Source organism: Streptosporangium canum (assembly GCF_900113865.1).
GTDB lineage: Bacteria > Actinomycetota > Actinomycetes > Streptosporangiales > Streptosporangiaceae > Streptosporangium > Streptosporangium canum.
This window is the reverse complement of record NZ_FOQY01000023.1, coordinates 1-11,831: the sequence shown is the minus strand read 5'-3', so window position 1 is coordinate 11,831 and position 11,831 is coordinate 1. Positions and strand designations below refer to the sequence as shown.

Below are 11,831 nucleotides of genomic sequence, written 5' to 3'. Positions count from 1 at the left end.
TCAACTTGAGTGGTGCTCGTCTCTGACCGGGGAGGCCGGCGGGGACGCGCCGTCCCGGACGGGGGCGTTCCCGGTGGCGGCCTGGACGGCCGCCGGCGCGGCGGCCGCCGGATACGGTACGGCGGGCGCCGCCCCGCTTCTGCCCTTGTTCGCGAAGGCCGCCACCGCCACGATCACGACCACCACCAGGGCGACGGCCGCCACCCCCATGAGGACGATCAGACCGACCCGGGTCCTGGCGGGTGTGGTCGTCTGCTCTCCCTTGCCGCCCTGTCCCGCGATCGCGAACAGCTCGGTCCCCAGACCGTGCCCCCGGTCGGACGCTCCCGGTCCGGGCCGCTGCGACTGGTCTCCGCCGGGTGCTCCCGGTCCGGACTGCCAGGGAGGTCCTCCCGCCGGCACTCCCGGTCCGGCCTGCTGCGGATGGCCCGCGCCAGGTATCCCCGGTCCGGGTTGCTGCGGATGGCCCGCGCCGGGTCCTCCCGGTCCCGGCTGCCAGGGGTGACCTCCCGCGGGTGCTCCCGGTCCGGGCTGCCAGGGAGGTCCTGCCGCCGGCGCTCCAGGTCCGGCCTGCTGCGGGTGGCCCGCGCCGGCTCCTCCCGGTCCGGGCTGCTGCCGGGAACCCGGCGGAGCGGGGTCCGCGTGACCGGGCAGCCACCCATGGTCCGTCGGACGGTCATCCGGTGAGACTCCCGGACGTGGTCCCGCGGGGGACCCGGGCCCCCAGGCCACCGGCGTCCCCGGCAGGGGGTCGCTCCGCTGTGACGGGGCGAGGGGCGGGGGCGGTTCCGCGGCGGCCGGGGCCGGCCCGCTACCGGGCAGGCGGAGGCCGTTCTTGGGGCGGATGACCAGCATGGTGCGGTCGGCGTCGAACTCCTCGTCCGCCGGGGACGCGGCGGCGGAAGCCGGCGGGGCGGGAGTCGCGGGCGTCACTGGTTTCACGGGGGCTGCCGCTTTCACGGGGATCACCGGCGTGACGAACGCCGGGTCCACCGAGGTCGAAGGAGTGTCGGCCACCGCCCGGAGCATCGCCGCCGCCTGGGCGGGCGCCAGCCGTACCGTGTGGTCCCGCTCCAGGAGTTGTTCGAGCACGGGGCGGAGCGGCCCGGCCTGGGTCGGCGGGTCGGCCCTGTCGGTCATCAGCGCGGCGAGGGTCTCGGCCACCGAGGACCGTTCGTAGGCCGGCCGGCCCTCCACCGCGAAATACAGCGTGGCGCCGAGGGACCAGAGATCCGACTCGGGGCCGGTGTGCTCCCCGCGGGCCCGCTCGGGCGCGGTGTATCCGGGGGAGCCGATCACCATGCCGGTCTTGGTGAGGTTGGTGTCGCCCTCGGCCTTGGCGATGCCGAAGTCGGTGAGCACCACCCGGCCGCTCTCGGTGATCAGCACGTTGCCGGGCTTGACGTCGCGGTGGAGCACCCCCTGGGCGTGGGCGGCCCGCAGCGCGCCGAGAAGGTCCACCCCGATCTCGGCGACCAGCCGGGGCGGCAGCGGCCCCTCCTCTTCGATCACCTGCTCCAGGGAGCGCGCCTGCACGAGCTCCATGATGATCCACGGGCTGCCGTTCTCGATGATCGCATCGTGGACGGTGGCCACGGAGGGATGGCTGATGCGGGCAGCCATACGCCCCTCACGGATCATGCGCTCTCGAAGTTCGGCGCGCTGTGCTTCGCTGAGCCCGGACTCCTGGCGGATCTCCTTGACTGCGACCTCACGGCCCAGGGAACGGTCGTAGGCACGCCAAACCGTGCCCATGGTGCCCCGGCCGAGCGGTGCGATCAGCTCGTAGCGGTCAGCGAGCACGCGCGTCTGCTGTTCCGGCATGAGAAGAAGATAGCGATTCTTGGTTGAAGATCGCTTTATCCGCGCTTACGAAGTTCCCTGGGCCACAGAAGACGCGGGAGCATCAATCGTATGAAAGGCGTCATGAATCGGATGAACGGGCGCTGAGCAGGGGGGCGTTCCGACGGCTTGCGGTGCACGCCCTCGGCCGGACGCCGGTGCCCGCGGGGGTGCGGCACCGGGGTCGGCACGGGCAACGGGGCCGGGATCGGCGCGGAGCCGACCCGATGCGTCCCGCGGTGCTGCGGACGGCGGTTGAACGAGGGGACGGTGATCGTCGCGGTGCTCCTGACGGTCCTGCTCGCGGCCCGGGCGATCGGCTCCTCGGCCGATCCGCCGGCCGCCACCCGGGAGAGCATCAGCGAGGCGCGCACCGCGTCGAGCCGGGCGTTCGGGTCGATCTTGAGCAGGCCCTGCAGCACCGGGGTCAGCGGCCCGGCCTTCTCCATCGGGATGGGCTCGCCGCTGGTCAGCGCCGCCAGCGCGGCGGCGGCCGTACGGCGTCCGTGCAGGCCGCGGCCCTCGACGGCGGTGTAGAGGGTGGCGCCGAGCGACCACAGGTCGCCGGAGGGGTGGGCCTTGGCGCCCAGCACCCGCTCGGGGGCGATGTATCCGGCCGAACCGAGCACGATGCCCGCCTGGGTGATCGACACGTCGCCTTCGAGGGCGGCCAGGCCGAAGTCGGTGAGCACCGCCCGGTCGTCGGTCACCAGGACGTTGCTGGGCTTGACGTCGCGGTGCAGGATCCCCTTGGCGTGCACGGCACGCAGCGCGCCCAGCACCTGCCGCCCGATCTCCGCCACCTGGCGCGGCGGGAGCGGGCCCCGGTCCTGGAGGAGCTGCTCCAGGGACCTGGCCCGGAGCAGCTCCATCACGATCCAGGGGCGCTCGTCCTCGGTGACGACGTCGAAGACGGTGATCACCGAGGGGTGGGCGACCATCGCGGTCGCCCGGCCCTCGCGCTCGGTCCTGGCGCACAGCTCCGCCCGCAACTCCTCGTCGAGGACGAGGGGCAGCCGCACCTCCTTGACGGCCACCTCCCGGTCGAGCAGCTCGTCGTGCGCTCGCCAGACGGTGCCCATGCCGCCGCGCCCAACCGGTTCTGACAGCCGGTAGCGCGCTGCGAGAAGATATCCGGACGGCGCACGCATGTGGGGCAGCTTACCGATTTGCGTAATGCGACCAGTAGAGACCGGGCCGAATCTTCTTGCCTTCTTCGGTCAGATTTTCGCGCTCGTGACAGTTGAGAAACGCTGAGTGACATCCGACCAATTGACGAGGCTCCACAGCTTCTCGACGTAGTCGGGGCGCACGTTGCGGTACTGCAGGTAGTAGGCGTGCTCCCAGGCGTCGAAGACCAGCAGCGGGGTGGTGTTCATCCCGACGTTGCCGTGGTGGTCGTAGACCTGCTCGATCACCAGGCGGCGCGACAGCGGCTCCCAGGCCAGGATGCCCCAGCCGGAGCCCTGGACGCCGGCCGTGGCGGTGGTGAGCTGCTTCTGGAAGGCCTCGAACGAGCCGAAGTGCTCGTCGATCGCCGCGGACAGCTCGCCGTCGGGGCGGTCGCCGCCGTCGGGGGAGAGGTTCTGCCAGAAGATCGAGTGCAGCACGTGCCCGGACAGGTTGAAGGCGAAGGTCTTCTCCAGCCCGACCAGCCCGCCGAACTCGCCCTTGTCGCGGGCCTCGGCCAGCCGCTCCAGCGTGTCGTTGGCGCCCTTGACGTAGGCGGCGTGGTGCTTGGAGTGGTGCAGCTCCAGGATCTCGCCGGTGATCGCGGGCTCCAGTGCCGCGTAGTCGTAGGGCATATCCGGAAGGGTGTACTCACCCATGGGGTCTACCTCCTCGTTGATCACTGCTCCTTCGGACACTATTGCAACCTTCATGCATCTGCATCGGTCTTGCGACCTAGGTCTCCCAGTTATTGCGAATATCTCGCAACTACTTCATGATGGCAGATGTCGGTTTGGTCCAGAGGGGGTCTCGTGGCTGTGGGGCTGACGTTCGATCGAGTGCCTGCCACCGCGGCGTTGAGATCGGTCTACACGGCGGCGTTCGCACCGCCGCCGTGGCACGAGACCCCTGACCAGATCGACGCCTTCACCGGCCGGCTGGCCTCTCACTCCCGGATGTCCGGCTTCCGCTGCGACGTCGCCTATCTGGCCGGCGAGCCCGCCGGGTTCACCTACGGCTTCCCGACCCCGGACCCCTGGCCGGTCGACCGCCTCTACCTCCCCATCGCCGGCGCCGTCGGCGACCTGTCGGTCCTGACCTCCCGTTTCGAGGTCCACGAGGTCGCGGTCGACCCCCGCTTCGCCGGGCAGGGCATCGGCGCCGCCCTGGTCCGGCGCGTCATCGCCGACGCGGGCGGCTCCTGGCTGGTCACCTCGCCGAAGGCCACCACCGCCGTCCGCCTCTACGAACGTCTCGGCTGGAGCTGCCTCCGCGAGTTCACGGTCGGCGGCGACGCCTTCCGGATCTACCTCTCACCCGACGCCTGACCCCCGCACATCCCGGACCGTCATGTCGAGGCGGGAGACGTCCGTCGACCCCTCCGTATGTCGAGGCGGTGGGACGTCCGTCGACCCCTCCGGCGACCACGCCTTCCGGACCGGCGGGCCCGGCTGGACGCGGGGCACGTCTACCCCTCGTAGGACCAGCCCGTCCAGGACTCCACCGCGATCAGGACCACCGGGCCCCGGGGCGGGCGGTCGCGGTACTGCGGGTAGCGCTCCGCCAGACGCGCGAGGGCCCGTTCCCGGTCCGCGCCGTCCCCGGCGACCCGGGCCCTCCCGTCCGCGCGGACCCACCACAGCCGCGTCCAGTCGTCGTCGTAGTGGTCCACCAGCAGGCAGACCCGGTCATTGGCCGCGATGTTGCGCAGGCGACGGAGGTCCGTCGTGCGTTTGGGCTTGTGATCGACCGCGAAGGCGACCGTGTCGCCGTCCAGGTCGAAGGTGACGGGCACCAGGTGGGGCCTGCCGCGGGCGTCGGCCGTGGCCAGCCGGGCGACCCGGGCGTCCCGGAACCGGGCGCGGGCCTGGAGCTCGTCCATCCCGCCATTCAACCTCGCGGTGGACGGGCCACGGCCCACCGGCCGTGGCCCGCGGGCTATCGGCGGCCGATGGACAGGACGGGACCGGTCGAGTCGCTGAAGAAGTCTTCGCCCTTGTCGTCGACGACGATGAAGGCGGGGAAGTCCTCGACCTCGATCCGCCAGACGGCCTCCATCCCGAGTTCGGGGTACTCCAGGACCTCGACCTTCCTGATGCAGTCCTGGGCGAGGCGGGCGGCGGGGCCGCCGATGGAGCCGAGGTAGAAGCCGCCGTGGGCCGCGCAGGCGTCGGTGACCTGCTTGGAGCGGTTGCCCTTGGCGAGCATGATCTTGGAGCCGCCGGCGGCCTGGAAGCGCTCGACGTAGGAGTCCATGCGGCCGGCGGTGGTGGGGCCGAAGGAGCCGGAGGCGTAGCCCTCGGGGGTCTTGGCGGGACCGGCGTAGTAGACCGCGTGGTCCTTGAGGTACTGCGGCATCTCGCCGCCGGCGTCGAGCAGCTCGCCGATCTTGGCGTGGGCGATGTCGCGGGCGACGACGAGGGGACCGCTCAGGGACAGGCGGGTCTTGACCGGATACTTGGTCAGCTCGGCGAGGATCTCCGGCATCGGCCGGTTGAGGTCGATCCGCACGACGTCGTCCGACAGGTGCTCGTCGGTGGTCTCCGGCAGGAACCGCGCCGGGTCGGTCTCCAGCTGCTCCAGGAAGATCCCCTCAGGCGTGATCTTGGCCAGGGCCTGGCGGTCGGCGCTGCAGGAGACCGCGATGGCGACCGGGCAGGAGGCGCCGTGGCGGGGGAGGCGGACGACGCGGACGTCGTGGCAGAAATACTTGCCGCCGAACTGGGCGCCGATGCCGAGTTTCTGGGTGAGCTCGAAGACCTTGGCCTCCAGCTCGGTGTCGCGGAAGCCGTGACCACTGGCCGAGCCCTCGGTGGGGATGGCGTCCAGGTAGCGGGCGCTGGCGTACTTGGCCGTCTTCAGGGCGAACTCGGCGGAGGTGCCGCCGACGACGATCGCCAGGTGGTACGGCGGGCACGCGGCGGTGCCGAGGGAACGGATCTTCTCCTCCAGGAACTGGAGCATCCGCTTCTCGTTGAGGACCGCCTTGGTCTCCTGGTACAGGAACGACTTGTTGGCGCTGCCGCCGCCCTTGGCCATGAACAGCAGCTTGTACTCGTCCGGGTGGCCGTGGGGGTCCTCGGCGTAGAGTTCGATCTGCGCGGGGAGGTTGGAGCCGGTGTTCTTCTCCTCCCACATGGTGATCGGGGCCATCTGGGAGTAGCGCAGGTTCAGCTTGGTGTAGGCGTCGTAGACGCCGCGTGAGATGTGCTCGGCGTCGGCGCCGTCGGTGAGCACGTGGCGGCCGCGCTTGCCCATCACGATCGCGGTGCCGGTGTCCTGGCACATCGGGAGCACGCCGCCGGCCGAGATCGAGGCGTTCTTCAGCAGGTCGAGGGCGACGAAGCGGTCGTTCCCGCTGGACTCGGGGTCCTCGATGATCTTGCGGAGCTGGGCGAGGTGGGACGACCGGAGGTAGTGGGAGATGTCGTGGATCGCCGTCTCGGTCAGCAGCCGGAGCGCCTCGGGCTCGACCTCCAGGAACCTGCGGCCCGCAGCCTCGACCACGCGCACCCCCTCGGCGCTGATCAGACGGTATCGCGTCTCATCCGGTCCCATGGGGAGCAGGTCGGTGTAGTCGAACTCGGGCATCGTCTTCGATCCTCCGTGCCGGGGGCCTTCGGTCCTCCTAGAGGGTACGGCCTCCCCGTCGCGCTCGGCTGTCGCGGTCGGGGAGGGGGCGGGTAGCTCGCCACGGCACAGGTGTCGGGGTGTTATGAGCTGAAAAATCAGTATTTGGGATAAGCATTAGGTGCCCATGGCGTCCATTGTCCCCATATGTCCGAAGACACAGAGGAAGCTGGAAAAGGACCGGGTTACACATCAGGCGGAAGCCGGAGGGCACCATGGACGCCGCCAACACCATCATGAGCAGCAATATCGTCATGATCGCGATAATCGCGGTTGTCGTGATCGTCGGACTGACCGCCTCGTTGATCATCCTCACGCTCAGAAACATCAGGGAGATCGACGGCCAGACGCCCCAGTGGCCGGTGAGCTGGCCGGAGCCGCCGGTGAACCTGCCCCAGCAGCAGGTTGACGTCCCCCAGCAGCGGGCGAGCCTGCCGCAGTCGCAGTCGCAGGCGGACCAGCCGCACTGAGTCCGATGACGATCCCGGCGACCACCAGGGCGGCTCCGAGCAGGTCGGGCGCCGACGGCGTGCCCAGGCCGAGGACCGCTCCGGTGGCGATGGCGCCGACCGGGATCAGCCCGGCGAACAGCCCCGCGGTCGCGGCGCCGATCCGGGGCAGCGCGTCGTACCAGAGGAAGAAGGCGACGGTGGTCACGATCACCGACTGGTAGCCGAGGCCCAGGGCCTCGGGGAGGGTCGGCACGCGCAGCATCGCGGTGCCGTCCAGGAGCAGGCCGGTGACGGCCAGCAGCGGCACGGCCAGCGCGGCCGAGTAGGCCGAGACGCGGACCGCCCCCAGCTTGGGCAGCAGCGGGATGGCCAGCAGCGAGAAGCAGAGCTCGCAGAACAGCGCGCCCAGCGACCACATCAGCCCCGGCAGGTCGCCGCTGCCCAGCCCGGTGGCCAGCGTCGCCCCGGCCACCACCACCGCCGCCGCTCCCAGGACGCGGGGGGAGGGCCGGCCGCCGAGCAGCGCCAGCGCCAGCGGGACGGTGCCGAGCACGGTGCCGACCAGGGCGGGGCCGCCGTGCCGGGTGGCCTCGATCACGCAGACGTTGAAGATCACAAGTCCGAACAGCGACAGCGCGGCCAGCAGCGCGCCCTCGCGGGCTGTGAGCCGTACGGCCCGCAGGCCGGCGAGCCGGGCGACGGCGAGCAGGATGGCGGCGGCGAGCAGGTAGCGGAGGGCCTGACCGCCGTAGACCGGGTAATCCTGGATCACGCCGGAGACCCCGGCCAGGGTGCCGACCAGGAACATGGCCCCCGCCGCCTGGCTCAGGCCTCGGATCCGCGACGGAGGGGCGGCGATACTGACATCTGTCCTCATGTCGGCCATGCTAGGAAGCCAATGGTTCCCGTACAGGGTCCAATCGAGCGCTGAAAAAGAGGACCAATTGGCCGATCTGCATCTGGTGGTCGACCGGGCGGCGGGTGGGATCGCCGGGCAGATCGCCCGCGAGCTCCGGGAGGCCGTACGGCGGGGCAGGCTCCCGGCCGGCGAGCGGCTGCCCGCCAGCAGGGAGCTGGCCAGGGACCTGGGGCTGTCGCGCGGCGTGGTCGTGGAGGCATACGAGCAGCTCGTCGCGGAGGGACTGCTGATCTCCCGGGTCGGCGTGGGCACCAGCGTGGCCCCGGCGGCGAGCCGACTCCCGGGCACGCCCCTGCGCGACCCCCTGGTGCCCGGCGGCGAGCCGTACTACGGACGCCGCTCCACGACCCCCGACCTGAGCGCCTTCCCGCGCGAGCGGTGGCTCGCCTCGATCAGGCGGGCCCTGGCGACCCTGCCCGCCGACGCGTTGGACTACGGCGACCCCGGCGGCGTCCCGGGCCTGCGCGAGGAGCTGGCCGGCTATCTGCGGAGGGTCCGCGCGGCGGACGCCGGCCCCGACGACATCGTGATCGTGGGTGGGGTGGCCCAGGGGCTGAGCCTCACGGTCCGGGCGCTCGCCGGGCAGCTCCCCGAGGGCCGGGCCGGCCACGACCCGAACCGGTCCGTCGACCGCCTCGCGCCCCCCGGCCGGATCCGGCTGGCCGTCGAGGACCCGACCAGCGGCCGCCAGCTCCCGCTGCTCCGCGCGGCGGGGGCCGACCCGGTCGCGGTCCCGGTGGACGGGGAGGGCGTCGACGTCGGGGCCCTGGCCGCGACCGGGGTGCGGGCGGTGCTGCTGACCCCCGCCCACCAGTACCCCACCGGAGTGGTGCTCTCCCCCCGCCGCCGCGCCGAGCTGATCGAGTGGGCCGCCGGGACCGGCGCGACGATCCTTGAGGACGACTACGACGCGGAGTTCCGGTTCGACCGCGACCCGGTGGGCTGCCTGCAGGGGCTCGCCCCCGGCCGGGTGGTCCTGGCGGGCAGCGTGAGCAAGTCCCTCGCCCCGGGGCTCCGGCTGGGCTGGGTGGTGGCCCCGCCGGAGATCGCCGAGTCGGTACGGCGGGCCCGCGGCGAGCTGGATCTGGGCTCGCCGGTCCTGGAGCAGTACGCGCTGGCGGACTTCATCGGCAACGGCGGCTACGACCGGCACCTGAGGAGGATGCGCCGGGAGTACCGCGCCCGGCGCGACGCGTTCGTGCGGGCACTGGCCGAGCACCTCCCCGCGGTCAGGGTGCACGGCGTCTCCGCCGGGTTGCACCTGTTCGCCGAACTCCCCGGCGGCTGCGACGAGCCGCAGGCCGCCGAGGCGGCCCATGCGTGCGGCCTCGCCGCCGAGCCGGTGGGGGCGATGCGCGGCACCCCGGGACCGCCCGCCCTGGTCATGGGCTTCGCCCGCCTCCCCGTCCACCGCGCCGACCAGGCCATCCGCGCTTTCGCGGCCGGGCTGCGGCGCTGACGGCGAGGCTCCGCGCCGCAGATGATAGATCATCCGTATGTCCTGACAAAGCCTTGACGGCTTCCGATCTCTTCGCTTAGAACTGGAGACCAGCCGCTATCTCCCTCGGAGGCATGATGCGTGTTGGTCTGCTGGGAATTGGCCGGATCGGGGCATTCCACGCCGCGACGCCGGCCGCGCACCCCTGGGTCGACGAGCTGGTGGTGGCCGACGCGGACGCCGCGCGGGCGGCCGAGGGCCCGCAGCCACCCGGCGAACCACGGCCGGACTTCGTCACCAGGTTCGACGCCGCCCACATCGCGGAGATGCGCGCGTTTCCCGGCGCCGCGCGCGGGGAGACGGACAGTTCCTGCACAGTCGAGGACGCCCTGGCCGCGCTCCACCTCGCGGAGGCCGCCGAGCTCTCCAGGCACGAAGGACGTCCGGTACGCACAGCGGAGGTAATCAGTTGAAGACGGCCGGTGCCCCCATCTCCTGGGGCGTGTGCGAGGTCCCCGGCTGGGGCCGCCAGCTCGACCGCTCCCAGGTGCTCGCCGAGATGCGGGAGCTGGGCCTCACCGCCACCGAGCTGGGACCCCAGGGCTTCCTGCCGCCCTCGCCGTCGCGCTGCCGCTCCCTGCTCGACGGGTACGGCCTGCGCGCGGTCGGCGGCTTCGTCCCCGTGGTCCTGCACGACCCCCACCACGACCCGCTCCCGGAGGTCCGGGCCGCCATGCGCGCCTTCAGGGACGGCGATGTGGAGGTGGTCGTGCTGGCCGCGTCCACCGGCGGCGAGAGCTACGACGCCAGGCCCGCCCTGGCGGCGAGCGGCTGGAAGACCCTGCTGACCAACCTGCGCCGGATCCTCAAGAACGCCAAGGAGTTCGGCCGCACGGTCACGCTGCACCCGCACGTGGGGACCATGGTGGAGAATCCCGAGGAGGTGGACCGGGTGCTCGACGGCAGCGCGGTCCCGCTCTGCCTGGACACCGGCCACCTGCTCATCGGCGGCACCGACCCCGCGGAGCTGGTCACCCGCGCCGCGGGCCGTGTCGCGCACGTCCACCTCAAGGACGTCGACGCCGCCCTCGCCGGGCGGGTCAGGGCCGGCGAGCTGTCCTACACCGAGGCCGTGAAGGCGGGGATCTACCGCCCGCTCGGCCGCGGCGACGTGGACGTCCCCGGCATCGTCGCCGGCCTGGGAGCCGCCGGATACGCGGGCTGGTACGTCATGGAGCAGGACGTCGTCCTCGGCCCCGGCGACGACGACGGCCCCGGGGAGAACGTCCGCGAGAGCCTGGCGTACCTGCGGGGGCTCGTGGGCGGTCGGGACGAGCGGTTCCCCGGGCCGGCATGATCGAGGTCCTGGCCATGGGCCGGACGGGGGTGGACGGCGGCGACCCCGGGGACACTGCCCGACGGGCACGCACCGCCTGGCGCGAAGCACTCGGGCTTCCCGGGGTGCGGGGGCTTGTGGTCGGCCGCGCGTTGCGGTATCCCTCCGATGACGGCGTGGCAGCGGCCGTCGACACCGGCGCGGCGATGCTGGAGGTGGCTTGAGCGAGCGATCGGGCAGGCACAGTGCTGGAACGTCACGTCTCGACGGGCCGCGAGAGGAGGAGAGGCCATGACCCTCATCCCCGCGGGCAGCACGGCCCTGGCCCCGTGGGCGCTGTTCGTCACTCCCGAGTCGGCCGGGTGGGCCTACGCCGGGCTCCGCCTGCTCTGCCTGTCCGGCGAGAGCGTGGAGTTCACCACCGGTGACGAGGAGATGCTGGTCCTGCCCCTGTCGGGCTCGTGCGAGGTCGAGTGCGACGGGGTGCGGCTCACGTTGCACGGCCGGACCTCGGTCTTCCACGCGGTCAGCGACTTCGCCTACCTGCCCGTCGGCGCGACCGCCCGGATCACCGGCACGGGCCGTTTCGCGTTCCCCGCGGCCCGTGCGAGCAGGAGTTTCCCGGTCCGGTACGGCCCGGCGCGCGAGGTCCCGGTCGAGGTGCGCGGCGCCGGCCAGGCCAGCCGCCAGGTCAACAACTTCTGCGCCCCGGACGCCTTCGACTGCGACAAGCTCGTCGCGGTCGAGGTGCTCACCCCCGGCGGCAACTGGTCGTCCTACCCGCCGCACAAGCACGACACCGCCTCCGAGCGCGAGGCCGTACTGGAGGAGATCTACTACTTCGAGGGCGGCCCCGGCTACCAGCGGGTCTACGGCACCCACGACACGCTGGCCGAGGTGTCGGGCGGAGACGTGGTGCTGGTCCCGCACGGCTACCACGGCCCGTCGATGGCGGCCCCCGGCTACGACCTGTACTACCTCAACGTGCTGGCCGGGCCCGCCCCCCAGCGGTCCATGGCCTTCTGCGACGACCCCCGGCACGCC

Annotated in this window: 12 protein-coding genes; 6 read left to right on the top strand and 6 right to left on the bottom strand. The window is 72.2% G+C overall.

The window, feature by feature from the left end; all coding sequences use genetic code 11:
- From BM085_RS45370 to BM085_RS28135, 3 genes are all read right to left on the bottom strand, one after another.
- A complete protein-coding gene (locus BM085_RS45370; RefSeq protein WP_093889903.1) occupies positions 1–1,824 on the bottom strand; it encodes a serine/threonine-protein kinase in 1,824 nt (607 codons plus the stop codon).
- A 35-nt stretch (positions 1,825–1,859) separates the two neighbouring features.
- Positions 1,860–2,993, bottom strand: coding sequence for a serine/threonine-protein kinase (locus BM085_RS28140; protein WP_093889902.1), 1,134 nt, complete (start codon positions 2,991–2,993; stop codon positions 1,860–1,862).
- Positions 2,994–3,062: 69 nt separating this feature from the next.
- Positions 3,063–3,671: a superoxide dismutase gene (locus tag BM085_RS28135; RefSeq protein WP_093889994.1), complete on the bottom strand. Its 609-nt coding sequence runs from the start codon at positions 3,669–3,671 to the stop codon at positions 3,063–3,065.
- Between the two features lie 153 nt (positions 3,672–3,824).
- Between BM085_RS28135 and BM085_RS28130 the strand changes: the two genes are divergently transcribed.
- A complete protein-coding gene (locus BM085_RS28130) occupies positions 3,825–4,340 on the top strand; it encodes a GNAT family N-acetyltransferase (protein ID WP_177245314.1) in 516 nt (171 codons plus the stop codon).
- A gap of 140 nt (positions 4,341–4,480) precedes the next feature.
- On the opposite strand, the gene BM085_RS28125 is transcribed toward BM085_RS28130, so the two are convergent.
- From BM085_RS28125 to BM085_RS28115, 3 genes are all read right to left on the bottom strand, one after another.
- Positions 4,481–4,894 carry a TIGR03668 family PPOX class F420-dependent oxidoreductase gene (locus BM085_RS28125; protein WP_093889900.1) on the bottom strand — a complete coding sequence of 138 codons (414 nt, stop codon included), beginning with the start codon at positions 4,892–4,894 and terminating at the stop codon, positions 4,481–4,483.
- Positions 4,895–4,950: 56 nt separating this feature from the next.
- Positions 4,951–6,603 carry a fumarate hydratase gene (locus BM085_RS28120; protein WP_093889899.1) on the bottom strand — a complete coding sequence of 551 codons (1,653 nt, stop codon included), beginning with the start codon at positions 6,601–6,603 and terminating at the stop codon, positions 4,951–4,953.
- Positions 6,604–6,969: 366 nt separating this feature from the next.
- A complete protein-coding gene (locus BM085_RS28115) occupies positions 6,970–7,971 on the bottom strand; it encodes a DMT family transporter (protein WP_245789744.1) in 1,002 nt (333 codons plus the stop codon).
- Between the two features lie 67 nt (positions 7,972–8,038).
- On the opposite strand from BM085_RS28115, the gene pdxR reads away from it, so the two are divergent.
- From pdxR to iolB, 5 genes are all read left to right on the top strand, one after another.
- Positions 8,039–9,472, top strand: coding sequence for a MocR-like pyridoxine biosynthesis transcription factor PdxR (gene pdxR, locus BM085_RS28110; RefSeq protein ID WP_093889897.1), 1,434 nt, complete (start codon positions 8,039–8,041; stop codon positions 9,470–9,472).
- 113 nt (positions 9,473–9,585) lie between these two features.
- Positions 9,586–9,924 carry a hypothetical protein gene (locus BM085_RS28105; RefSeq protein ID WP_245789743.1) on the top strand — a complete coding sequence of 113 codons (339 nt, stop codon included), beginning with the start codon at positions 9,586–9,588 and terminating at the stop codon, positions 9,922–9,924.
- The gene (locus BM085_RS28100; protein WP_093889896.1) at positions 9,921–10,808 is read left to right on the top strand and encodes a TIM barrel protein; all 888 of its coding nucleotides are present in this window, start codon (positions 9,921–9,923) and stop codon (positions 10,806–10,808) included. Before BM085_RS28105 ends, BM085_RS28100 begins: the two co-directional genes overlap by 4 nt.
- Entirely contained in the window at positions 10,805–11,011 is a 207-nt protein-coding gene (locus BM085_RS46220) for a Cgl0159 family (beta/alpha)8-fold protein (protein WP_177245313.1), read from the top strand. The genes BM085_RS28100 and BM085_RS46220 overlap by 4 nt, the downstream gene beginning before the upstream one ends.
- Before the next feature lie 67 nt (positions 11,012–11,078).
- Positions 11,079–11,831, top strand: a 753-nt coding sequence (iolB, locus tag BM085_RS28090; RefSeq protein WP_093889895.1) for a 5-deoxy-glucuronate isomerase, incomplete at its 3' end; no start/stop codon positions are given.